Origin of the sequence: Clostridium subterminale (assembly GCF_039521425.1) — a bacterium.
Taxonomy (GTDB): domain Bacteria; phylum Bacillota; class Clostridia; order Clostridiales; family Clostridiaceae; genus Clostridium_J; species Clostridium_J subterminale.
Window position 1 is genome coordinate 983752 of sequence record NZ_BAAACI010000001.1, and the last position, 24839, is coordinate 1008590.

23 protein-coding genes are annotated in these 24839 nt (G+C 29.9%); all 23 read right to left on the bottom strand.

The window, feature by feature from the left end; genetic code table 11:
- Positions 1–21: 21 nt before the first annotated feature.
- Positions 22–867: a phosphate ABC transporter substrate-binding protein gene (locus tag ABDZ93_RS05030; protein ID WP_343824202.1), complete on the bottom strand. Its 846-nt coding sequence runs from the start codon at positions 865–867 to the stop codon at positions 22–24.
- 230 nt (positions 868–1097) lie between these two features.
- Positions 1098–2831 carry a HAMP domain-containing sensor histidine kinase gene (locus ABDZ93_RS05035; protein WP_343824204.1) on the bottom strand — a complete coding sequence of 578 codons (1734 nt, stop codon included), beginning with the start codon at positions 2829–2831 and terminating at the stop codon, positions 1098–1100.
- Positions 2821–3531 carry a response regulator gene (locus ABDZ93_RS05040; RefSeq protein WP_343824541.1) on the bottom strand — a complete coding sequence of 237 codons (711 nt, stop codon included), beginning with the start codon at positions 3529–3531 and terminating at the stop codon, positions 2821–2823. The genes ABDZ93_RS05035 and ABDZ93_RS05040 overlap by 11 nt, the downstream gene beginning before the upstream one ends.
- The gene (gene pgeF / locus ABDZ93_RS05045) at positions 3531–4265 is read right to left on the bottom strand and encodes a peptidoglycan editing factor PgeF (protein WP_343824206.1); all 735 of its coding nucleotides are present in this window, start codon (positions 4263–4265) and stop codon (positions 3531–3533) included. Before pgeF ends, ABDZ93_RS05040 begins: the two co-directional genes overlap by 1 nt.
- A 1-nt stretch (position 4266) precedes the next feature.
- Positions 4267–4722 carry a transcriptional regulator NrdR gene (nrdR, locus tag ABDZ93_RS05050; RefSeq protein ID WP_343824208.1) on the bottom strand — a complete coding sequence of 152 codons (456 nt, stop codon included), beginning with the start codon at positions 4720–4722 and terminating at the stop codon, positions 4267–4269.
- Positions 4723–4807: 85 nt separating this feature from the next.
- On the bottom strand, positions 4808–5065 hold the full coding sequence (locus ABDZ93_RS05055; RefSeq protein ID WP_343824210.1) for a YlmC/YmxH family sporulation protein: 258 nt from the start codon (positions 5063–5065) through the stop codon (positions 4808–4810).
- Between the two features lie 87 nt (positions 5066–5152).
- The gene (locus ABDZ93_RS05060; protein WP_343824212.1) at positions 5153–6715 is read right to left on the bottom strand and encodes a ClC family H(+)/Cl(-) exchange transporter; all 1563 of its coding nucleotides are present in this window, start codon (positions 6713–6715) and stop codon (positions 5153–5155) included.
- Between the two features lie 486 nt (positions 6716–7201).
- Entirely contained in the window at positions 7202–7975 is a 774-nt protein-coding gene (sigG, locus tag ABDZ93_RS05065; RefSeq protein WP_147519479.1) for an RNA polymerase sporulation sigma factor SigG, read from the bottom strand.
- Positions 7976–8048: 73 nt separating this feature from the next.
- On the bottom strand, positions 8049–8759 hold the full coding sequence (gene sigE / locus ABDZ93_RS05070) for an RNA polymerase sporulation sigma factor SigE (RefSeq protein ID WP_343824543.1): 711 nt from the start codon (positions 8757–8759) through the stop codon (positions 8049–8051).
- Positions 8760–8800: 41 nt separating this feature from the next.
- Positions 8801–9604 (bottom strand): sigma-E processing peptidase SpoIIGA, encoded by an 804-nt coding sequence (spoIIGA, locus tag ABDZ93_RS05075; protein WP_343824216.1) that lies wholly within the window; start codon positions 9602–9604, stop codon positions 8801–8803.
- 313 nt (positions 9605–9917) lie between these two features.
- Positions 9918–11030, bottom strand: coding sequence for a cell division protein FtsZ (gene ftsZ / locus ABDZ93_RS05080; RefSeq protein WP_343824218.1), 1113 nt, complete (start codon positions 11028–11030; stop codon positions 9918–9920).
- Entirely contained in the window at positions 11027–12286 is a 1260-nt protein-coding gene (gene ftsA, locus ABDZ93_RS05085; protein WP_343824220.1) for a cell division protein FtsA, read from the bottom strand. Before ftsA ends, ftsZ begins: the two co-directional genes overlap by 4 nt.
- A 306-nt stretch (positions 12287–12592) precedes the next feature.
- Complete coding sequence (locus ABDZ93_RS05090) at positions 12593–13591, bottom strand: type IV pilus twitching motility protein PilT (RefSeq protein ID WP_343824222.1); 999 nt, start codon at positions 13589–13591, stop codon at positions 12593–12595.
- A gap of 316 nt (positions 13592–13907) precedes the next feature.
- A complete protein-coding gene (sigK, locus tag ABDZ93_RS05095) occupies positions 13908–14609 on the bottom strand; it encodes an RNA polymerase sporulation sigma factor SigK (protein WP_343824224.1) in 702 nt (233 codons plus the stop codon).
- A gap of 128 nt (positions 14610–14737) precedes the next feature.
- Complete coding sequence (locus ABDZ93_RS05100) at positions 14738–16402, bottom strand: peptidoglycan D,D-transpeptidase FtsI family protein (protein ID WP_343824225.1); 1665 nt, start codon at positions 16400–16402, stop codon at positions 14738–14740.
- An 89-nt stretch (positions 16403–16491) separates the two neighbouring features.
- A complete protein-coding gene (gene udk, locus ABDZ93_RS05105; RefSeq protein ID WP_343824226.1) occupies positions 16492–17118 on the bottom strand; it encodes a uridine kinase in 627 nt (208 codons plus the stop codon).
- Positions 17118–18344, bottom strand: coding sequence for a peptidase U32 family protein (locus tag ABDZ93_RS05110; protein ID WP_343824228.1), 1227 nt, complete (start codon positions 18342–18344; stop codon positions 17118–17120). The genes udk and ABDZ93_RS05110 overlap by 1 nt, the downstream gene beginning before the upstream one ends.
- A complete protein-coding gene (locus tag ABDZ93_RS05115) occupies positions 18295–18993 on the bottom strand; it encodes an O-methyltransferase (protein ID WP_343824230.1) in 699 nt (232 codons plus the stop codon). Before ABDZ93_RS05115 ends, ABDZ93_RS05110 begins: the two co-directional genes overlap by 50 nt.
- A gap of 196 nt (positions 18994–19189) precedes the next feature.
- Positions 19190–20179 carry an endolytic transglycosylase MltG gene (mltG, locus tag ABDZ93_RS05120; RefSeq protein WP_343824232.1) on the bottom strand — a complete coding sequence of 330 codons (990 nt, stop codon included), beginning with the start codon at positions 20177–20179 and terminating at the stop codon, positions 19190–19192.
- A gap of 24 nt (positions 20180–20203) precedes the next feature.
- Positions 20204–22027, bottom strand: a complete 1824-nt coding sequence (gene typA, locus ABDZ93_RS05125; RefSeq protein ID WP_343824234.1) for a translational GTPase TypA — start codon at positions 22025–22027, stop codon at positions 20204–20206.
- A gap of 214 nt (positions 22028–22241) precedes the next feature.
- Entirely contained in the window at positions 22242–23909 is a 1668-nt protein-coding gene (locus ABDZ93_RS05130) for a ribonuclease J (RefSeq protein ID WP_343824236.1), read from the bottom strand.
- A gap of 179 nt (positions 23910–24088) precedes the next feature.
- Positions 24089–24532, bottom strand: coding sequence for a Fur family transcriptional regulator (locus tag ABDZ93_RS05135; RefSeq protein ID WP_343824238.1), 444 nt, complete (start codon positions 24530–24532; stop codon positions 24089–24091).
- A gap of 39 nt (positions 24533–24571) precedes the next feature.
- Positions 24572–24835 carry a DUF1292 domain-containing protein gene (locus ABDZ93_RS05140; RefSeq protein WP_343824240.1) on the bottom strand — a complete coding sequence of 88 codons (264 nt, stop codon included), beginning with the start codon at positions 24833–24835 and terminating at the stop codon, positions 24572–24574.
- Between the last annotated feature and the right edge of the window lie 4 nt (positions 24836–24839).

Consider the following 24839-nt stretch of genomic DNA (forward strand, 5'->3'; position numbering starts at 1 on the left):
CCATTGTGGCACATAGATTATCTATTTTACTTTTATTCCACCAGCCTCTTCAACAATCGCCTGACCTTTGTCACTTAAAATATAATCTATAAATTTCTTTCCACCTTCTGTTAGCTTATCTTCTTTATAAACTACTAAGAAAGGTCTTGATAATTTATATTCCTTATTTAAAACTTTTTCTGGAATTGCTTCTATTCCCTCAACCTTTAAATCCTTTACTGAATCACCTAATTGCTCAAAAGATATATATCCAATGGCATTTTCATTAGTTGAAACTGTAGTTTTAACACTTCCATTACCTTCTGCTATAGTTGCCTTTTTATCTAGCTCTTCTGATGTATATCCTGCAATCTCTTGGAAAGCTTCTCTGGTTCCTGAACCATCTTCTCTTGAAACTACTACTATTGGAGCATCTTTTCCTCCAACTTCCTTCCAGTTTGTTATAGCTCCTGTATATATGCCTTTAATTTGTTCTATAGTTAGATTTTCAGCTTCATTTGATGGATGAACTACTAAAGCTATTCCATCATAAGCTATTACAGTTTCGGCAACCTCTGATTTTTCTGCATCCTTTAACTCACGAGAAGACATACCTATTTCACTAACACCTTCTATAGCATTTTTTATTCCTGCAGAAGATCCTATTTGTTGAACCTCAACAGTAGTCTTTGGATTTTCTTCTTTGTAGCCCATTGCTTCTTTTTCCATTAATGGTCCTACAGAAGTTGAGCCTGATATTTTAATTGTTACACTATCACTGCTATTATCTGAATTGGAAGTATCCTTTCCTCCACAACCTACTAATAATCCCATAGTTATTGTTGCAACTATTCCTGCTATTAATATTTTTATTGATTTCTTTTTCATATTATTTCCCTCCAATTTACTTTTAATTTATCTTACAATACTTATTTTAGTCTTTATTAGTTAACCCATTATTATACCTTTATTAAAAAAACTTTACTTAAGTTAATTATAGTTAACACAAATGGAAAGATTCATCAATTTAAGTTATGATTTTATTAGTAATTTTCACAAGAAAAGGGCTAGAGGATTCCCTCTAGCCCTTAACAAATTTACTATATAATATTTTAATTTTATTTTTCTGTATAATATGGAATTGTAATAATAAATTTAGTTCCAACCCCTAAAGTGCTTTCTACATCTATATTACCATTAAATCCAATGATTATATGTTTAACTATAGCAAGACCTAATCCAGTTCCACCCTTTGCCCTAGACCTTGCTTTATCAACCCTATAGAACCTTTCAAAAAGTCTTGGTATATATTCCTCGGCAATTCCCATACCAGTATCTTCTACCATAACTTTAAAATAGGTATCATAAACAATCTTTGTAATTACTACTGTATCAAAAGCTTCACTATATTTTATTGCATTATCCACTAAATTTATAAGCATTTGTTTAAACTTATCCTTATCTCCTAAAATATCTGGTATCTCATCTCCTACTATGCTGACATATACTTGCTTTTGTTCTCCAGTATTCTTCATTAAATAGAATACATCCTCTATAGCCTTATTTGCATTAAACACTTCTTTCTTGAACTCTTGTTTATGTTCAATCTGAGATAACAATAATATATCTGATATAAGTGCTGTAAGTCTTTCTGCCTCTTCATTTATTATAGTTAAGAACTTTTTCTTAGTCGCTTCATCATCAACCTCTTTTAAAGTTTCAGCAAAGCCCCTTATAGATGTAAGAGGTGTTTTAAGTTCATGAGATACGTTAGCCACAAATTCAGTCCTCATACTTTCTAGCTTTTTTAAGTCTGTAATATCTTGTATTACTGCTACAGCTCCAATATGTTGATGATTATGAACTATAATATCTGCAGTTCTAACCCTTAGAAATTTCATAGTAGGAACATTTAACTTAAACTCCTTAATATCTCTATCTCTCATAGAAAACATGAATTTTAAATTTACTTCGTTACATATATTTTCAACTGGCTTTCCTACTACATCTTGTTTAATATTAAAAATTTTCTTTGCATAGTTGTTTATCATTATAATATTATGACTATTATCTATAGCTATTACTCCACTTTCCATGCTTTGAAGTATTGCTGAAAGTCTATTTTGCTTTTCACTTACTTCATGTAAACTATTTTCAAGTCTGTCTGCCATCTGATTAAAATTCAAAGCTAACTTACCAAGTTCGTCATTGGTAGTAATCTTAATTCTTCTACTTAAATTTCCATTAATAACCATGGAAGTAACAACATCTAAATCTCTAATTGGTTTAACAATTATATATGATAACTTATTGGCAATCCAAAGAGAAATAAGAATCGTTATAAGTATAGCACCACCATACCATAATATATATGCACTATTTAATTCATGAGTTCCTTTCACAGGGGTCGAAGTTCTAATCACTGTACCATCTGCTATAGCTACAGCATAATAAATAACATATGTACCTTCCCTATCACTGTATCTAGTAGCAGTTCCTTCTCCCTTAGATTTAGCCATGATAACTTCATCTCTATGATTCAGATTTATTAATTTTTTTTCACTACCTAAAGAATCAAACTCAACAGTACCATTGCTATTTATAATGGTAATTCTAACATTCAAATTTTTCATTTTATCTACTATCTTAGAAAAATTATCTTGGTCAATATTATGTAACTGTTCACTTATTAGATAAGCATATACACTTAATCGCTCTTTTGCATTATCTTCACTTTCATAGGTAGCTATTGCATAAAATACTGTGGTTATAAATCCCAATACAAAAACTAATGCTACAAAAACACTTAGCATTAGTCTTTTTTTCATAGTTCTTTGTGAATTATCTTTCATAACTTTCTCCATAATTAAATTTATATCCTATACCTCTAATAGTTTGGATATAAATTGGATTCTTATCATTCTCCTCTATCTTTTGTCTCAGATGTCTTACATGGACATCTACAGTTCTAGTTTCTCCTACATATTCATATCCCCATATCTTATCCAAAAGAAAATCTCTTGTCATAACTTTGCCTTTATTTTTTATGAGTATTTCTAAGAGTTCAAACTCCTTTAATGTAAGTTCTATTCTTTCTTTTCCTTTATATACTTCGTGTTTTTGATAATCTATACTTATATCTCCAAATTTATAGCTATTATCCTCTTGTTTAAAACTAGTTCTTCTTAATATAGCTTTAGCTCTAGCTACTAATTCTCTAACCGAAAAAGGTTTCGTTATATAATCATCTGCGCCTAACTCTAATCCTAAAATCTTGTCTAGCTCCTCACCTTTAGCTGTAATCATAATTATTGGAGTAGACTCTATCGATGATTTTTTTCTAATAGACTTACATACTTCTAATCCATCCATCCCTGGCAACATAAGGTCTAAAAATATTAGATCTGGCTTTTCATCCTCAGCTATTTTTAATGCATCAATTCCATTATCAGCAGTTATAACTTTAAATCCATTTTTAATTAAATTAAATTTGATTAGCTCTTGAATATGTGCCTCATCATCAACTACTAATATTGTTTTCTCCATAAATATCACTCCTTAATCTCATGAATAAATGCAAAGGAAAATAACCTCCCATGAGATTCTTCTTTTTTTCTATAGGAATATAATTTTTTATTCCTGCTACAGTATGTACATAAGTTTAAACATACTATACTACTTTTTTTTATTCCTTCATTTGTTAACTGTATTTCAACACATTTTTGTAAATCTAAGTTTCTACCGTAATTAATCTGTTTATTTTTAAATAAATCATAATCTTTAAAAGTATCTATAAGCTCCCGGCTTACTTCATAGCAACAACTTTTATTATGAGGTCCTATAAAAGCTTTAATATAGCTCTCATCACAACCGTAATTTTCCTTCATAACTTTAACACCCTGAGAAACTATATTATTTAAAGTTCCTTTCCAACCACTATGAAGAGCTGCTATTACTTTATTTTTAGTATCCACTAGAACTATCGGTACACAGTCCGCTGTAAATACTCCTACAGCCACATTTTTTTCTTTTGTTACAACACCATCTCCATTATAGTTTACTATAGACACATTTTTATCATAAGAATATACTTTAGTTCCATGAACTTGATTTAAAAATACAACATCATTAACTCCAAACCATTTTTTTAAATTATTCAAATTGGATTTTCCTTCATCAAGAGCTTTATTGAAGTTTAAGTCATATTTTGCTGTAGAAAATCCAATGGTTACATCACCTAAATCATAGGTTAGAAATTCATAATTTTCTATATTAGAAGATTTCATATTACTTATCACCACTTAATCCCTTTATCTCTTCTATGAAGCTATTAATATCATCAAACTTTCTATATACAGATGCAAATCTTATATAAGCAACTTCATCCATACTTTTCAATTTCTCCAATATTAATTCTCCTATTTCCTCAGAATTTATTTCACTAGTCATGGTATTATTAAGTCTTTTTTCAATCGAATTTACTAAGTTTTCTATTTCTAGTCTTGATACAGGTCTTTTCTCACAGGCTCTTATAACCCCACTTATGATTTTATCTCTGTTAAATACCTCTCTAGTTAAATTTCTTTTAATAACAAATATTTGTATATCCTCTATTTTTTCATAGGTAGTATATCTTTTATTGCAATTAAGACATTCTCTTCTTCGTCTAATTGCACCATCATCTTCTGTTGCTCTCGAATCTACAACTTTACTTTCTTCTCCATTGCAATAAGGACACTTCACTTTAATCACATCCTCTAAGTTTTTCTGTTTATACTACGATTATACACAAAGTATTCACTATTTGTATATAATTAATTCTTTTCTTCTAATTATTTTCAACAATTCCCTCTCCATCTACTAAAATAACATCTACTCCAATTTTTTTAATTCTCTCCCAAGGTAATTCTATGTCTTCATTTTTGGAAAACCATCCAGATTTCTGCGTTGGAAGTATGATAGCTTCTAATTTATATTCTTCACAATTAACTTTAAAATCTTTTATATACCCAAGCTTAGTACCTGTATTAATATCTATAATTTCCATGGTTTTCAAACTATTTACCGCAAACATTGAAGTCTCCATAAAAAACTCCCTCCTTAAATTTCATATCATTTTATCTATATTCTTTTTAAAATAGTATAGAACAAAAAAGGGAGCTTGGACTCTTTTTTATACTAAAGAAAGTTTATTTATTTCTTCTATTACAAAAGATCGTTTATCTATATTTACTAAAACAACTATATAATCTCCACCAATTAACTTTACAGTACCTGTTGGTATTATTTCTTTATCTCCTCTTTTTATAGATACAAGAAGACATCCTTTTGGCCAATTAACTTCATTTATAAATTTTCCTTCCACTATACTTCCCATTTCAATACAAAATTCTAGTATAGTCTTTTTGCTATTATTTTCTTCTTTAGTTAATCCGACCTTTTTAAGTAGTCTTTCTAATAGTACTTCATAAATAGGTTCATTTCTTAACAATTCTGAAGTAATGTATGAAATTATAACTACCACTGATAAAGACAATAAATGATTAAACGAACCAGTCATTTCCATTATAAGAATAATTCCCGTTATAGGAGCTTTAACTACAGCAGCAAAATATCCAGCCATACCTAATGCTATAAAGTTGATAATAAACGAATTATTTATTCCAAAAATATCTATTGAAAGATCTCCAACTATGGCTCCTATAATTGATCCTAATAATAACATTGGAAGGAATATACCTCCTGGTACTCCAGATCCAAAACAAATTAAAAGCAACAAAAATTTAACTATGTATACTGTTATTAAAAATAAAATTGATTTTTCTCCTAATGATAAATCTAATATTAATTCATGACCGCCACCTAATAACATAGGTGCTACTAATCCAGTAATCGCTGTTATTATAAATGGTATCATTACTTTAACTTCTTGAGGTATATTTTTAAATTTAGAGTATATATCTTGAAATAAATATATCCCCTTTGAAAATATAACTCCCATTATTCCCGTTAGAATACCTAATATAATTAAAATCCAATAATAATTTAATGGTAAGGCTTCCATTGCACCAACAGTTAATGCTGGTTCAATGCCTAAAAACCTTTTTGATACAAAATCTGCAGTTATAGCAGCTGGCATAACTGTCAATAATACTAGTGGAGAAAAATTTCTGTGAATTTCTTCTAACGCAAATATTATACCGGATAAAGGTGAATTAAATGCAGCAGACAACCCTGCTGATGCTCCTGCTGTTATCAAAAATTCCTTTTTAACTGGCATCTTTTTATAAGTTTTTTCTGCAACTCCTTCTCCTATAGAAGCTCCAATTTGAACCGATGGGCCTTCTCTTCCAACAGAAAGTCCTGCTGCTAAGGATAAAAATCCCCCAATAAATTTATATATTAATATTCTAAGCCAATTCATTTTTAATTTATTTATAACTCTTCCTTTTACCTGTGGAATACCACTCCCTGAAATCATCCCTTCCTGCCTTACCATAATTCCAACTAATAATCCAATGGAAGCTAAAACTCCTATTACTATAGTTGCTTTTAGTAAATCTTTACTTCCCCATAAATATAATTTATTAAAGGACATAGACAATTTGTTTATCAATACCCGGTTTATTACTATTACTCCTCCAGTTACTAAGCCTATAATAATTCCTTGAATCACCAATCTAAACTTCATATTTTTCCTATGCATCAGAATTTCCTTTACTTTTTCTCCTTCCATTCTTCCACCACCTTATCTAAATTTTTAATTAGTAAAATATTGTAGTATAACTAATCCTATTAATAACTTCTATTGTGATTGAATCACAATACCCTATTTTTTATATTAAGATAATAAATTCATGAAGAACTTTAACACACTAAATCAAATAATATCTATCATAAAAATATTTTAACAGAACAACTATCTTTTAATCAAATTTTATCTAATTTTTAATCTTAATAGCACATAACCTCTTTATATAGTTCATTGAATAATTTATAAATATTTATCTATATATGAAAACTTATATCCAATTATTCACATATTTTAAATCTATAATATCCTATAAAGCAAAAAGGAGCCTAGGCTCCTTTTTGCTTACTTATAAATTTCAATTTTAACTTTTTTGCAATATAAATTTCTAATATACTATGAATTAATTACATAAAATATTGCATCTAGTTTTAATTCTAAAATTAAGCTACCTACCTGTAAATATTCATATCACACGTGTTTTCTCATATGTTTAAGTGCTGTCTTCTCTAACCTTGAAACCTGAGCTTGAGATATTCCAATTTCATCAGCAACCTCCATTTGGGTCCTTCCTTGAAAAAATCTTAAATTTAAGATTAATTTTTCCCTATCTGTAAGCTTCTTCATGCCTTCTTTTATTGATATATTTTCAAGCCATCCATCATCTAAATTCTTGCTATCACTAATTTGGTCCATAACAAATATGGCATCTCCACCATCATGGTAAATAGGTTCAAATAATGAAATCGGGTCTTGAATTGCATCTAGTGCAAATACTACCTCTTCTTTAGGCATTTCTAGTTCTTTTGCAATTTGAGAGATAGTTGGCTCCTTATTATCCTTGTTAACAAGCTTATCTCTTACTTGTAATGCCTTATAAGCAATATCTCTTAAAGATCTACTTACTCTAATAGAGTTATTATCCCGAAGGTATCTTCTAATTTCTCCAATTATCATCGGTACTGCATAAGTGGAAAATCTAACATTTTGACTTAAATCAAAATTATCAATAGCCTTCATAAGACCTATGCAGCCTACTTGAAATAAGTCATCCACATTTTCCCCTCTGTTATTAAATCTTTGAATCACACTTAACACTAACCTTAGATTTCCTTTTATAAAATCCTCTCTACAGCCCTTATCACCTTGCTTTATCTTGATTAGTAGTTCCCTCATTTCCTTCTCTTTTAATACAGGTAGTTTCGAAGTATTCACTCCACAAATTTCTACTTTATTAATCATCATAAGGTCTCATTCCCTTCAGAATAATTACATTAAAATTATCTCCTGATGTAGTTTTTTTATACTAAAGACAACCTTATAACATTTTATTAATTTCTTTTTTAAGTCTCTTAATTATTCTTTTTTCTAGCCTAGAAATGTAGGATTGAGATATACCAAGCATATCAGCAACTTCCTTTTGGGTTTTTTCTGTAATTCCATTTAGTCCAAATCTCAACTCTATTATTTCTTTCTCCCGACTATTTAATTTATTCATAGCAATTCCAAGAAGTTGCTTATCCACCTCTTCTTCTATATAGTTATATACTACATTGCTATCAGTCCCTAATATATCTGATAATAATAGTTCATTTCCATCCCAATCAATATTTAACGGCTCATAAAAAGATATTTCTGTTTTTATCTTGTTATTTCTTCTTAGGTACATAAGTATTTCATTTTCTATACATCTAGAAGAATATGTTGCTAACTTGATCTTCTTTTCAGGAGCAAAGGTATTTACAGCCTTTATAAGTCCTATAGTTCCTACTGATATCAAGTCCTCTACATTTACTCCTGTATTTTCAAATTTTCTTGCTATATAAACTACTAATCTCAAGTTACGTTCAATTAGGATAGATCTTATACTTTCATCCCCCATTTCTAAGTTTTCTACCAAAATTTCTTCTTCCTCTTTAGTCAACGGTGGTGGCAATGCATCATTTCCCCCTATGTAGTATATTGATTTGGCAAACCCCTTAAACTTACTTAAAAATCTACTTAATATACTCTGCAACCTATTTCTCATTTCTAAAAATCTTTTTAATAGCTTATTCATAAAAATTCCTCCTATTCTATAATCCCCCTTGGTAAAAGTCCATTATAATCACTATGTTTGCTAAGCTTTTTATCACAAAATGCCAATATCAAACTTTCTTCTCTTATATCCCCATTAATATTTATTTTCACGCTATCTGGTCTAATTCCAATAAGTTTTCCATTACCTCCACTGACAACGGAATAAGGGATATTATATATGTTATGGGTTTTTAAATTTAAATCTTTAAAAAACTTCTTTTCTACAATTATTACAGGTAAATTAGTTGCTGGCTCTCTAAGTTCATTACCTGTATCTAGAAATGCTTTTATTATAGTCTTAACATTATCTATACATATTTCTGTGGTGTACACATAATTAGTTAAGGATCGTCTATCTTTTACATATACAACCAACTTATAAATTAATATATAAACAATCATTAAAGACAATATAAGATTTTTATAAGAAAAATTATATATCATAGCACTTGATGATAAAGATGGATTATCCTTTATAGCTATATAAAAAGCCATTCCTGCAAGAAGTACAGAATATAGTATAAATATTCCTGTAGCCTTTAATACTTCAAACATACTTTTATCTTTAACGGATATTATTATCATTAGTATTGCTACTATTATTTTAAAGGGTGTAGACGTAAACAACTGTAGTTTCGGAATTACTATCGCTAAAACATATGAAGCACCAATAGCTGAACTTAACATTAATCTTCCCATTGAAACCTTCTTTTTTATAGTTTGCATGGTTATTGTTAGTAAAAATAAATTTACTAAAAAGTTTTCCAGCAAAAGTATATCTAAGTACACTACCATTTTATTTACCCCCTTAAAGATTATTATATAGATTAGTCACGGTAAAATTTGTAAAATTCTATTGTAAAACTTCATCTTATTACTAGAAAATTATGTCATTTTACGATTTATTTTTTAAATTAGGTATTTATTCAAAAATAAACTGTGCAATTTAAACATAAACTGCTTAAAAAAATAAAAGGCTTAAATAGAATATGATTAATTCTATTTAAGTCTTTTCCATTGATTTTTATAAAATTTAAATAAAAAGGGGCTATTGCAGAATGATTAAAAATCATTCTGCAATAGCCCCTCTATAAAATACGTACTTATATTATCTCATGCTTTTTCTAAGCCATGTAGGAACTGTAAAATCTTCACTTTCCTCTTTAGAAGGTGTAGTAGCTTCACTTGATTGAGTTGCTGCTACCTCTGATTTAGGACTCTGACTTTTAATAGAGTCAAAGCTTACTCCACTTTCCATTTTAGCTTTTTCACAATCAAATCCCGTAGCAATAACTGTTATTCTTATTTCATCATTTAAGCTCTCATCAATTACAGCCCCAAATATAATATTTGCATCTGGGTCTGCTTCTTCCTGTACTATTTGCGCTGCTTCATTAATTTCTAATAAAGATAAATCAGATCCTCCAGTAACATTTAAGAGCACTCCAGTAGCTCCTATAATTGAAGTTTCTAAAAGTGGGCTAGCTATTGCTTCTCTTGCAGCATCTTGTGCTCTATTATCACCAGTTCCAACACCTACTCCCATATGAGCAAGACCTTTATTAACCATGATAGTACTGATATCTGCAAAGTCAAGGTTAATTAATCCTGGTATAGTTATTAAGTCAGATATACCTTGTACACCTTGTTTTAAAACATCATCAGCTTTTCTAAAAGATTCTACAAGGGTAGTTTTTTTATCTACAAGAGATAATAGTCTTTCATTTGGAATTGTAACTAATGTATCAACAGATTCCTTTAAAGCCTTAATCCCAGCTTCTGCATGAATCATTCTTTTTCTTCCTTCAAAAGGGAAAGGCTTAGTTACAACACCTACAGTTAAAATCCCCATAGATTTTGCTATTTCTGCTACTACCGGTGCAGCTCCTGTACCGGTTCCTCCACCCATTCCACAAGTAACAAATACCATATCTGCACCCTTTAGTGCTTCAATTATTTCTTCTTTACTTTCTTCTGCAGCTTTTCTTCCTATTTCAGGATTAGCACCTGCACCTAAACCTCTAGTAAGCTTGTCTCCTAATTGAATTTTAAACTCTGCTTTAGATAAAACTAGTGCTTGTTTATCTGTATTAATACCTATAAATTCAACATTTTTAAGTCCTTCTTCAATCATTCTATTTACAGCGTTGTTCCCACCGCCACCACAGCCTACAACTTTAATTTTGCATAAATCATCATTTTGAACATCGAAATCAATCACTTTATTACCTCCTCATTAGAAAAACTCTTTAGAATTCCTTTTATTCTTGTTATAAACTTATTTTCTTTATTTCCATTATTGCTACTACTTAAATTTTCATTACTACTTTCACAGGAACTATTTTCATTATTAAATAATTGTTCTTTACTTAAAACATCTCTTATGATTCCTGTAGCTGTTGAATATATTGGATTTGCTGCTCCAACATAACTTGGAACACCTATTCTAACTGGCTTTCCTAATAGCTCTGAAGCTATAGTCGTAATGTCTCTAAATAAAGATATTCCACCTCCAACAATTACGAAATTGCCAATTTGATCACTTAATTGCTCTTTTTCAATGCGCTTACTTATTATTTCAAGTAGTTCTTTAACTCTTTCACCTATTATATCCACTAACATTTCATAATTAATTTCAACTATACTATCTCCGTTAGTGTTAATCTTTATTGTATGATTTCCTATGGAGTTTTCTTTCAATAAAGTATTGCATTTAAATTTTAGTCTTTCACTATCTTGTAATGACAACTTTAGGCAGATAGAAATATCATTTGTAATATTCTTACCACCTAAGGATACTGAAAAGCAATCTAAGAATCTATTATTCTTAAAAACTGTAACTTCCATATTAGAACTTCCGATATCAATGACTGCTACACCTTTAGCAAGCTCAAAATCTTCAATTATATCCTTGCCTATACCTATAGCATTTACTACCCATCCCTTTACTTCAATTCCAGCTTCTTTTAAACATTTTTTATATCCATCAACATATTTTTTACTTAGTATAAATGCGTTGCCTTCTGATTCTAGTACTTTTCCTTTCATTCCTAATGGATTAGTAATATTCTTCATAGAATCAACTATGTATTCTTCAATATCAACTTGGACAATTTCTTGATCCTTGCCAACACAAAACCTTGCAACTTCTCCTACATTTAATATGTCTTCTTTGCTAATCTCTTTTATTTCAGGGAATGACAAAACCCCTTTAGTCTTTACAATTTCACATAAGGAAATTGGTACAGATAAGTATGCTTCTTCTAATGGTGAATTTACAATTTCCTTTAAACGCTCTACTACATTGCGCAATATATAAGAAATATCCTCTTCATCCAACATTACATTATCTTTAATTCCTTCATAATCTGAAGTAGTAATGCCCACAATTTGTATTTTTTTTTCTTGATCTAATCTCCCAACTACTCCACACACCTTTGAAGAACTTATATCTATCCCAACAATGTAATTATTCATATATCATATTCCTCCCACATTCTACTTCCTAAGAAGTTTACAGTGTACAAAGGTATATTCAACATAAAAGTTGAAATTCCTTCAAAATAGAAGGATATTTTCAGAATAAATTTATATACTGTCTAGTCTCTATAATACCACCCTACAATATGCATGTAATTAATGAAATTATTTCAATAGAATATAAATATGCCATTTAATCATTTATATTCTATCTATAGTATAAAACTTAATTTTAAAAAACACAATAGTTAAATTCCCCATACCATTGATATTATAGGTTTTCATCAACATAACCCTATCATTTTATAACTCTTCTTTATCTATATATCTATTAATTTTACTTATAGCCATTTCCATAGTTTGCATACCATATTTTGATGAAGTTTCCATAGCTGATGGTATTTGATGTATTTTTCCTTCCCTAATTAAATTTTGAACTGCTGGGGTATTAACCATTACTTCTAGAGCTGCAATTCTTCCACTACCATCCATCTTCTTAAATAATCTTTGACATACTATCCCTCTTAACACCGTAGAAAGTTGATTTCGTATCCTTAATTGCTGTTCTGAGGGAAAATAATTTATAATTCTATCAATAGTTTTGTAAGCGCTAATGGTGTGTAATGTAGAAATTACTAGATGTCCTGTCTCTGCTGCTAGAAGCACTGCTGACATAGTTTCTAAATCTCTTATCTCTCCTACTAAAATCACATCTGGATCTTCTCTAAGGATAGCTCTTAGTCCACTATCATAACTTTCAGTATCTCTTCCTATTTCCCGTTGATTTATCAGTGATTTTTTATGACTATGTAAATACTCTATAGGATCCTCCAAAGTTACAATGTGAGTTTTTTTATTTGAATTTATCTCATTTATCATAGCAGCCATGGTAGTACTCTTACCACTTCCTGTTGGACCAGTTATAAGAATTAGGCCATCTTTTTTATTTGTAAATTCCTTTATAATTGTAGGCATATTCAAATCTTCTATAGTGGGAACTTTTACTGGTATTACTCTAATTGCAATAGTATCAAAACCCCTCTCCTTATATATATTAACCCTATACCTTCCTACATCAGGTAGAGTATATAGTATATCCATCTCCCCTACTTCATTATATATCAAATAATTTTCTCCAAGGATTTCCTTACTGTATTTCTTAACTATTTCTCGGGATAAAACTTCTTCTATTACATTTAATAGTTCTCCATTTTTTCTTTGAATTGGTGGTGCTCCTACAGACAGGTGCAGATCTGAACCTTCATTTTCAACCACATATTTTAAAAGTTCCTTTAACTCCATTTGTTATCTCCTTATACATCATAAAATATATTTCCACCTACATTATTACATTTCTAATTTTTTATTTCACTTTAAGTTTACTATAATTTTCATTAGCTTATCAATGTATATAATCGTATTAAATTTATTTATATTTATATTGGCATTTAAAATTTCTTTAATTTCTTTAATTTCTTTAATTTCTTTAGTATTAGACTAAAAGTTTCTAAAAAATATGATATGTATTGATTCATAATCTCTTTATGAATCAATACATATCAATATCTTTAACAGTATAAAAACAATTATATGTCAAATATTTAATTAAGATACATTATTAACTTTCGCCAAAATTTAATTCTTTAAGTAGTTTCTTTAATGCTCTTTTTTCTATTCTCGATACATAAGATCTTGAAATACCTAATATTGAAGCTATTTCTCGTTGAGTTTTTGGTTTTCCATCTATTAACCCATACCTCATTTCTATTATTTTTCTCTCTCTTTCTTGAAGACACGTTTCCAGTATACAATATAACTTTTTCACTTGTATTTTATTTTCTACTACCTCCAAAATGGAATCTTTATCACTACTTAATATGTCCATAAGAGATATTTCATTTCCTTCTTTGTCTAAACCTATAGGATCTTGCAAATATACTTCACTTCGAATTTTCTTGTTGTTTCTGATGAGCATAAGAATCTCATTCTCTATACATCTTGCAGCATAAGTTGCTAACCTAGTTCCCTTATCCATATCAAATGAATCTATAGCCTTAATTAATCCTACAGTTCCAATTGATATTAAATCGTCTACTTCTTTCCCAGGAAATGAATATTTTTTAACTATATGTGCTACTAATCTTAGATTTCTTTCAACTAAGACACCTTTTGCTTCAGGCTCTCCATCTTTTAATCTTTGTAAATATTCTTTTTCTTCTACTTCTGTAAGTGGTTGTGGAAAAGAGTTATTTCCTGAAACATATCCTGTAAGTAAGGCATATTCGCTAATTACGTTTAATAACCAACTCAAGCAAAACATTTATGCTCCCCCTAATAGTGCTTATTATTATAATATGTTTACTTTAGGGGAAAAGTGACTATATTGAAATATTTATTTAAAAGAAAAATTTCAAATTTTAGGTATATCATATAACATGAAATCTAACTTTAATTTAATTGCATATAATTACCTTGAATTAAATTTTCTATTATATCCTTAAATATAGAACATGCAACTTGACTACTTCCACTCTTTTCTTCTATTTGTGGTAAAAATATAGCCATTGAATAGTATTTGTTATCGTATTTAAAAAAACCTGCAAACCACCCATCAGAACACTTTTTATCTCCTTCAAAATATTCAGTAGTTCCAGTTTTTCCACCAACTTCTATATTATCTATTTTAGCATTACTTCCTGTACCAAGATCATCATTTACTACACCTATCATACCTGCTTTAATTATGTTAGCAGTACTTTCACTAAACACCTTTCTAGATTCACTTTCATACTTCTTTAAAGTTTTACCTTTTTCACTTACAATTTCCTTTATAATTTTAGGTTTAATATACTTACCACCATTAACTACTGTATTGGGAATAGATAAAGCTGCTATAGGTGTAGTTCTCACTGTTTGCCCTATAGAAGTATTAGTAATAATATCTAAGTTGTTTTCTACCTTATATCCTTCTATAGTTCCACTTTTCTCATCCTGAAGATTTAGGGTCTTATTAAATAATCCTAATCTATTAGATAATTCATATATTCTATCCATTCCAACCTTCCACCCAATCTGAGCAAACGTATCATTGGATGATGCTATATATGCTTGTTCCATATTATATGAACCTAACTTTTCAATACTTTTAGGGAAAATCCCCTTTAAATAAAACTTTTCATCTATTCCTATTAGTTGATTTTCCAATGCTGCTTCATATACTATAGTTTTAAAAGTAGAACCAAGTAGAAAACCATTTCCACTAGGTATTCCAATATTTACATTAGATAAACTATCATTTTTCTGCGCCATTGATAATATATCACCAGTGCCGCTTTCCATTAATACTGCTCCAATTTGACCATATTCTTCATAATTTTTACTTTTTAAAATTTCTTCTATCTTTCTTTGAATATTATAATCTAAGGTTGTAACTACATTATTATTACCTTTTATATCACTAAATACTTCTTTAATAATATTACCACTAACATCCTTTTCAAGCTTTAATTGTTCTTTTTTATTATCCTTCGTATATTCATATATTTCTCTTTCTAAAGTTCCCTCATCTTTCATCTTGGAATTATCAGAATATTTTACTCCACTAGCTATTATATTTTTTATATTCCAATCATTATTCTTCTTATATTCAGTATATTCATATACATACATTCCTTTTACATCTTCTATATTTTTTAATTTTTCATAGCATTCTTTATCAATCTCATATTGTTTATTTCCATTCTCCATTTCATACTGTAATAAAGAGATATCGTAATCTTTCTTAAAACTTCGTAGTATATAGGATACATTTTTCATTGAAATAAAAGCTACTTCTTCGTTTAGTGTATAAAAGGTTAATGGATCTATCACTACATAATATTTTAATGTACTCTCAAAAAGATTATTATTATTTCTATCAAGCAATTTAAAATTAATATTATTTATATCCTCTTCATAGTAATATTGTTCATTAGCAGATACTAAAAGTGTAGGCCCTTCCATTAATTGAACATGGATAAACCTTATAATTAATCCTATAAACATTAATACAATAATAGATAATAGGCAATAGTTTCTAGCAGTTATCTGCCTTTTGAAACTTTTTTGAAACAATAAAAACACCTCCTTTAGTATAATCTTTGACTAAAGAAAGGTGTTTAATACCAAATTTTGAAACTTGTATACACTGAATTATATTTTATTTAATCTTGTCTTGCTAATATCTGATGTATATTTCCTTTAATAACTTCTATAGCTACTTTATTATGGCCACCCTCTGGTATAATAATGTCTGCATATTTCTTGGTGTTTTCTGTAAACTGTTCATGCATCTGCTTAACCACAGTTAAATATTGAGTTATTACTGAATCTACAGTTCTTCCTCTTTCATTAATATCTCTTACTAGCCTTCTTATAAATCTTACATCTGCATCAGTATCTACATATATTTTTATGTCTAGCATATCTCTAAGCGATTCATCCTCAAGGACAAGGATTCCTTCAACTATTACTATTTCTCTTGGCTCCACTAGAATAGTTTCTTTTTTTCTGTTATGTACCTCAAAGTCATACTGAGGCTTTTCAATAGCTTTACCATCATTTATAGACTTTAAATGACTTACTAATAAGGCTGTATCGAAGGCATATGGATGATCATAGTTTGTCTTTACTCTGTCCTCCATAGTTAAATGGCTTTGGTCCTTATAATAACAATCTTGTTCTATCATAGCTATGCAATTTCCATCAAAGCTTTTACATATTTCCTTTGCTATGGTACTTTTCCCTGAACCAGTTCCACCTGTTATTCCTATTATAACTGGACGTTTCATTAAACTTCCTCCTTAGCCTTTATAATAATATCATTTTCTTCTAATTCTTCATCAACTTTAGCAGTATATATCATTTTAGCACTAGGTGCTGACTCAATTTTATTTCCTTTTTCATCATGAAGATCTCTTAGTACAACTTGCTTATTTGAGCCTATTGGTCTTAAAACTTCAACTTGAGATCCTTCGACTACTTTATTTCTATGCTCAATGGTAACTATTTCCGTTTCTTTGTTATAATCCTTAACTATACCTATAATGTCATAATTTCTTACATAAGCTGAGCTATCTTGAACTTGTTTATTTTCTTCATTCAAATAGAATCCAGTATAATATTGTCTATGACTAGGTTTATTTAAATCTTCTAGCCATCTTGGATTAAATTTATATTCTGCTGGTGATCTCATGTATTCATCTATAGCTTCTCTATATGCTTTAACAACACTTGCAACGTAGTAAGTGCTCTTCATTCTACCTTCTATTTTAAATGATAGTGCTCCAGTTCCCATTAATTCTGGAATGTGTTCAATCATACATAAATCCTTAGAATTCATTATATATGTTCCTTTATCATCTTCCACGATAGGATAATACTCTCCTTCGCGCTTTTCCTCTACTAGATGATATTTATACCTGCATGGTTGTGCACAAGATCCCCTATTAGAATCCCTTCCTACCATATAGTTTGATATAAGACATCTTCCTGAATATGCCATACACATAGAACCATGAACAAATATCTCTAAATCCATAGTTTCAGGTATTTTATCTTGTACTTTTTTAATTTCTGCAAGAGATAATTCTCTAGCTAAAACAACTCTTTTAACGCCCATCTTGTGCCAAAACTCACAAGTCTTCCAGTTAACAGTATTTGCTTGAGTACTTAAATGTAACTCCATATCTGGTACTGTTTCTCTAGCCATCATAATTATACCAGGATCTGAAACTATAATTGCATCTACTCCTGCTTCATATAATTCTTTTAGATATTCTTCTAACCCTTCTAAATCATCATTGTGTGGAAATACATTTAAAGTTACATAAACTTTTTTTCCTTTTGAGTGAGCAAATTCTATACCTTCTAATAATTCTTCATTACTAAAATTATCTGCAAAGGCTCTAAGATTTAACTTGCTACCACCTAGATATATTGCATCTGCTCCAAAATTTATTGCTGCTTTAAGCTTCTCCAAGTTCCCTGCTGGAGCTAATAGTTCCGGTGTTTTCATTTTCATTCCTCCTAACTGTCAATGCTATACCATCTCCCATTGGTATTACTGTTGTAAGTAAGTTTTCATCCTTTGAGATTGTCTCCATATATTTCTTCATTCTTTTTACTATAGTAATCTTTCTTTTTATCATCAGGTCTTTACATGCAACCATACCTCTAAATAATACATTATCTGATATAATTATTCCATCCTTTGATAACATTCTTATGCAATGAGGTAAAAACTCACAATAATGACCTTTTCCTGCGTCCATAAAAATTAAGTCATACTCATCATCTAAGTTCTCAAGAACTTCCAAACAATCACCTTGTATTATTGATATCTTATCATTTAAACCTGCCTTTTTTATATTTTCAATTGCTATGTTTACCATTTTTTCATCTCTTTCAATGGTAGTTATAGTAACATTATTTTCCGATGCTAAGGACATTAAAATGGAGGAGTATCCTATTGCCGTTCCAAGCTCAAGTATTTTTTTAGGTTTTTTCAAATTAATCATAAACTCTATTAATCTAGCAGTTTCCTTTTGAACTATAGGTACTGCATTTTCTTCCGCAAAATCTTCTAATTCTTTTAACATCCCTTTAGAATCTCCTATGAGACCTCTTAAGTACTTTTCCATATAATCATATGTAATACCGCTCATATCTTCCTCCATATAATCCTATATAATTTAATTTTTATTTATACACTATATTCAAAACCTCTTATCCATATCATATACACTTATTACTAAGAATATAATAACTACATAGATTAAAGTTTTCCTTATAATTTTTTTAGTACAAAGTTATAAGCTCAAAATTATTGAGCTTATAACTTCTTATGATAAATTTAATATTTTAGTATCCTAATTCTTTTTTCTTATTCTCAAAGTCCTCATAATTATCAGTAAAATAATGATGCATTTTATCTTTTTCTAAAACGTAAAATAAGTAGTCAGTACTTTCAGGCTTAACTGCTGCTAAAATTGATGATAACCCTGGACTAGATATAGGACCTATTGGCAACCCATTAATTTTATAAGTATTATAAGGTGAATCTATCTCCAAATGCTTGTATAAAACTGTATCTACATGCTCACCTAAAGCATATATAACTGTAGCATCAATCTGTAGCTTCTTCGTATCTTCACTCTTTAACCTATTGTATATAACTGATGAAACTAATGGTCTTTCTTCCTCAACTCTAGTTTCATTTTCTATAAGAGAAGCTATAGTTATTATATCGTAAACATTAGTTCCTTCAGGAATAATACTCTTAATTTTAGAATTAAAAGCATTATTCATAGTAGCAATAACTTCATTAGGCTTAACCCCTGGATTAAAGAAATATGTATCAGGAAATAAAAATCCTTCTAAATCATATCTTCTTCCTTCCTTTGCTGGAATATAATCTGGAGCTGGATATTCCTTTACTGCTTTCAAAAACTCATCCTTAGTAAATAATCCTTTTTCATCAAATAATATAGCCATTTTTTCTATATCATATCCTTCTGGAATAGTTACAGATATAGATCCTTCATTGTTTTTATTTTCTAAAACAGCAATTATTTCCTCAAAACTTGATTTACCTGACACCTTAAATGTTCCTGGTACAAGTTCCACTGAAGTATTATGCAACTTCATATAAACCTTGGTTAACATTTTATTTTTTACTAATCCTTGATTATCTAACCTATCTAATATGTTGTAAAGCGAATCCCCCTCATTTACAACTATGGTGACTTCATCACCTTTTAATGGAGACTTTGTCGCATAAATGTAATAAAAGCCACTGGCTGTTAATATTGCTATTAGCACTATTACAACTATACCTACAATTTTCTTCATATTACACCCCCATGAATGGAAATATTATTTTTTTAATGCTGCTCTCTTTCTTAGGGTTGGATCTAGTATTTTCTTTCTTAATCTTATAGTTTTTGGAGTAACCTCTACAAGCTCATCAGAAGCTATAAATTCTATACATTGTTCTAATGACATATTAGGTACTGGTATTAATTTTAATGCATCATCTGATCCCGAAGATCTTGTGTTTGAAAGATGTTTTTTCTTACATACGTTAACTTCGATATCTTCATTTCTAGAACATTCTCCACAAACCATTCCCTGATATACTGGTACTCCTGGTCCTATAAATAATCTTCCTCTTTCTTGTGCATTGAATAATCCATATCCAATAGACTCTCCAGATTCAAAAACAACTAGAGATCCTCTGTTTCTCTCAACTATGTCACCTTTGTATTTTTCATAACCGACTAAAACGTGGTTCATTATTCCATTTCCTCTAGTTTCAGTCATAAACTCATTTCTTAATCCAATTATTCCTCTTGATGGAACTTTAAATTCAAGTCTTGTGTATCCATTAACAGCACTTGTCATGTTAACCATCTCTGCTTTTCTAGGACCCATCTTTTCCATAACAACTCCCATATACTCTTCTGGTACGTCCATTGTTAAGTTTTCCATAGGCTCTAAAAGTTCTCCATTTTCATGTTTGTATATAACGGATGGCTTAGATACTTGGAATTCATATCCTTCTCTTCTCATAGTTTCAATAAGAATTGAAAGGTGAAGTTCGCCTCTTCCACTAACTTTAAATGAGTCTGCTGAATCAGTTTCTTCAACTCTTAAACTTACATTAGTTTCAAGTTCTTTCATAAGTCTATCTCTTAAGTGTCTAGATGTAACAAAGTCTCCATCTTGACCTGCAAAAGGTGAGTTATTAACTATAAAGTTCATACTAAGAGTTGGCTCATCAATATCTACAAATGGTAATGCTTCTGGGTTTGCAGCATCTGCTATTGTTTCTCCAATATTGATACCAGGAATTCCTGATATAGCTATAATATCACCAAGTTTAGCTTCTTCTACCTCAACTCTTTTTAATCCATCGTAAGTATAAACATTTGATACTTTTACATTTTTCTTTGATCCGTCCTTTGACATTTGAGCTACTGTTTGATTCTTTTTAATAGCTCCTCTTTCAATCTTACCTATTCCAATTTTACCAACATATTCGTTGTAATCTATTGATGTTACTAGCATTTGTAATGGCTCGTCTATGTAACCTTTTGGTGGGTGCACATTTTCAATAATTGCTTCGAATAGTGGAACCATATCTACAGGTTCATCTTCAAGTTCTGATACAGCAACTCCATCTCTAGCAGATGCATATATTACTTTAAAATCTAATTGCTCATCTGTAGCACCTAACTCTACAAATAAGTCAAAGATTTCATCTATAACGGCCTCTGGTCTTGCATCTTTTCTATCAATTTTATTGATAACAACCATTGGATCTAGTCCAAGCTCAAGGGCCTTTTTTAGAACGAACTTAGTTTGTGGCATAGCTCCTTCATAAGCATCTACTACAAGTAAAACACTATCTACCATTTTAAGTACACGCTCAACTTCTCCACCAAAATCAGCATGGCCTGGAGTATCTATAATGTTTATTTTAACTCCATTATACATTACTGCAGTATTTTTTGAAAGAATAGTTATTCCTCTTTCTCTCTCTAAGTCATTTGAGTCCATAACTCTTTCCTGCATTACTTCATTTTCTCTAAACACTTTACTTTGCTTTAAAAGTGCATCCACTAAAGTTGTCTTACCGTGGTCAACGTGGGCTATTATAGCAATGTTTCTTATATCTTCTCTTGTATATAAATTCATATTTTTCCTCCAAAATTTTATTTTAATAATAAACTACAAAATAAAATTGGATACTTAAGTATCCAATTTAAATTAACTATTTCAATTCTAATATTATGTGGATAAAAAGTCAATGTTATTAAAACATTATTAAATCCCAATACAGAATAGATTTATCATTAATTACTATTTGTGTAATCTTCTCTTAAAGCAATTAATGAAAAATGAAACTTGTTTAAACTTCCATAATTATAGGTAAAATCATTGGTCTTCGCTTAGTCTTTTCATATAGATACTCTCTTAGAGCTTCTCTAATTGTTGCTTTTATAGTAGGCCATTCTGTAATGTGTTTTTCTTCACAATGTGCAAGAGCCTCTTTAACAACCTCTCTAGCCTTATCCATTAAATCTTCAGATTCTCTAACATAGACAAAGCCTCTTGAAATTATATCTGGACCTGCAATAACACTTCCAGTACCTTTACCCATAGTAACTACAACAGTTAAAATACCATCCTGTGATAGATGTTTTCTATCTCTTAGAACAATATTTCCTACATCTCCAACTCCAAGTCCATCTACAAAGACTTGACCTGAAGCTACTGTACCTGCTTTTCTTATAGATGTTCTACTAACTTCAATAAGATCTCCATTTTCTCCTATATACACATTTTTTTCTGGCAATCCTAACTTAACAGCTAGTTCACCATGTTGCTTTAAATGTCTATATTCCCCATGAACCGGGATGAAGAATCTTGGTTTTACTAAAGACTGCATAAGTTTTAACTCTTCCTGGCAGGCATGACCTGATACATGGACTTCTGCTAGGGATTCATATACTACTTCTGCCCCCTGTTTAAACAATTGGTTTATAACCTTAGAAACTAATTTCTCATTTCCCGGTATTGGCGATGCAGATAATATTACTAGGTCTCCCTTTTGTATATTTACCTTTTTATGCTCAGAAGCCGCCATTCTTGAAAGAGCTGCCATAGGTTCACCTTGACTTCCAGTAGTTATCATAACTATTTCATCATCACGATATTTCCCTATAGAATCTATACTTATTAATGCATCTTCTTCTATAGTAATATATCCAAGATCTATAGCAACCGCAATAATATTTTCCATGCTCCTACCTGAAAGAGCAACTTTTCTATTATACTTTTTAGCTGCTGTAATTATCTGTTGAACCCTATGAATATTAGAAGCAAAGGTTGCAACAATAACTCTTCCCTTAGCACCATGGAAAATTTTTTCAAAACTTTCCCCAACTATACTTTCAGACATAGTATATCCTGGTCTCTCTACATTAGTACTATCTGCTAGAAGTACTGTTACTCCCTTTTTTCCTAGCTCTGCAAATCTAGTTAAATCTGTAACCTTGCCATCTATAGGTGTAAAGTCAATCTTAAAATCTCCAGTATGAAGTACTACACCTAATGGTGTATGTATAGCTATAGCTACCGAATCTGCTATACTGTGATTTGTTTTAATAAATTCTACAGATACACTAGTAAGCTTTAAGATATCTTTTGGTTTAACTTCTCTTAAGTCAACCACTCCTAATAATGCATGCTCTCTTAATTTACTTTCCACGATTCCCAGTGTAAGTTTAGTCCCATAAACAGGAACATTAATTTGCTTTAATACATATGGTAGAGCACCAATATGATCTTCATGAGCATGGGTTAAGAATATTCCAGTTACTCTATCAGCATTCTTAACTAGATAGGTAACATCTGGTATAACTACGTCAATTCCCAACATCTCATCATCTGGAAATTTAAGTCCGCAGTCGATAACAACTATATCATTCTTATATTCTATAGCAGTTAGGTTCTTACCTATCTCATTTAATCCCCCTAAAGGAATTATTTTAATCTTCTCTTTTTCTTTTTTCAAAACTCTACCCTCCTTTTCTACATAATTTACTTTATGCTCTGCCAACTTTATTAATAAAAGATAAGTTTTTTTGAGCATCTTAATTTAATCTGCACATATAGATATTTAATTCTTAATAGAAATTTAAATATCATATAGTATAGATTTATATAACATCTCTACTAATAATAAAGTTCTTATTATTGTAAAGAACAATTATCACAAATTCCATAAAACTTTAAACTATGATTTTTAATTTTAAAGTTGTATTTTTTTTCTATTATCTGTTCTAACTCCTCTAAAAGATCTCCTTCAACCTCAATGACTTTACCACAATTTTGACAAATCAAATGATGATGTTGATGACTTTCATCTTCATCACAAAGTTCGTATCTACTGCATCCATCATCTAAATCAAGTTTATATAGAACTCCCATTTCTTCTAATAACTGAACAGTTCTATATACAGTTGCAAGTCCAATCTCTGGACAATTAACCTTTACTAAATCATATATTTCTTCTGTGGTTAAGTGGCTACCTTCATTTTTAATAATTTCATCAAGTATAGACCTTCTTTGAGGTGTCAATTTATAGCCCTTTTCTTTTAGAATAAGTTTTAAATTTTCAATTTTCACATTAGACATAAATTAACACAACTCCTTCCACCACTAGGTGAAGTATATTTATTCTATAACCCCTTCATCATATAGAGTTTCAAAAGCATCATTAACTATGTTAAACTCTTCTTCATCCTCTACTGTTGCAAAGTATTCTTCTCCATCTTCATCCTTTACAACTTTTAGTGCAATTGCATCCTCATTTTCATCATCAATAGGTGCTACTATAAAATACTCTGTCTCTTCTATTTCTAACTTGGTTATAACTTCAAACTCAACATCATTACCCTCTTCGTCAGTCAATGTTATATTTTCTAAAAAATTTTCCATGAAA

Bases quoted from the DNA above. Each gene is read 5' to 3' on its own strand.
- ABDZ93_RS05115 (WP_343824230.1), bottom strand. From the start codon at position 18,993: ATGAGCGGTATTACATATGATTATATGGAAAAGTACTTAAGAGGTCTC.
- mltG (WP_343824232.1), bottom strand. From the start codon at position 20,179: ATGAAGAAAATTGTAGGTATAGTTGTAATAGTGCTAATAGCAATATTA.
- pgeF (WP_343824206.1), bottom strand. From the start codon at position 4,265: ATGAAATCTTCTAATATAGAAAATTATGAATTTCTAACCTATGATTTA.
- sigG (WP_147519479.1), bottom strand. From the start codon at position 7,975: ATGATGATTAATAAAGTAGAAATTTGTGGAGTGAATACTTCGAAACTA.
- ftsA (WP_343824220.1), bottom strand. From the start codon at position 12,286: ATGAATAATTACATTGTTGGGATAGATATAAGTTCTTCAAAGGTGTGT.
- udk (WP_343824226.1), bottom strand. From the start codon at position 17,118: ATGAAACGTCCAGTTATAATAGGAATAACAGGTGGAACTGGTTCAGGG.
- sigE (WP_343824543.1), bottom strand. From the start codon at position 8,759: ATGAGAAATAGGTTGCAGAGTATATTAAGTAGATTTTTAAGTAAGTTT.
- ABDZ93_RS05135 (WP_343824238.1), bottom strand. From the start codon at position 24,532: ATGTCTAATGTGAAAATTGAAAATTTAAAACTTATTCTAAAAGAAAAG.
- sigK (WP_343824224.1), bottom strand. From the start codon at position 14,609: ATGTTTTGCTTGAGTTGGTTATTAAACGTAATTAGCGAATATGCCTTA.
- ABDZ93_RS05140 (WP_343824240.1), bottom strand. From the start codon at position 24,835: ATGGAAAATTTTTTAGAAAATATAACATTGACTGACGAAGAGGGTAAT.
- typA (WP_343824234.1), bottom strand. From the start codon at position 22,027: ATGAATTTATATACAAGAGAAGATATAAGAAACATTGCTATAATAGCC.
- ABDZ93_RS05030 (WP_343824202.1), bottom strand. From the start codon at position 867: ATGAAAAAGAAATCAATAAAAATATTAATAGCAGGAATAGTTGCAACA.
- ABDZ93_RS05110 (WP_343824228.1), bottom strand. From the start codon at position 18,344: ATGAAAACACCGGAACTATTAGCTCCAGCAGGGAACTTGGAGAAGCTT.
- ABDZ93_RS05090 (WP_343824222.1), bottom strand. From the start codon at position 13,591: ATGGAGTTAAAGGAACTTTTAAAATATGTGGTTGAAAATGAAGGTTCA.
- ABDZ93_RS05060 (WP_343824212.1), bottom strand. From the start codon at position 6,715: ATGGAAGGAGAAAAAGTAAAGGAAATTCTGATGCATAGGAAAAATATG.
- spoIIGA (WP_343824216.1), bottom strand. From the start codon at position 9,604: ATGGTAGTGTACTTAGATATACTTTTGCTGGAAAACTTTTTAGTAAAT.
- ABDZ93_RS05055 (WP_343824210.1), bottom strand. From the start codon at position 5,065: ATGGAGACTTCAATGTTTGCGGTAAATAGTTTGAAAACCATGGAAATT.
- ABDZ93_RS05035 (WP_343824204.1), bottom strand. From the start codon at position 2,831: ATGAAAGATAATTCACAAAGAACTATGAAAAAAAGACTAATGCTAAGT.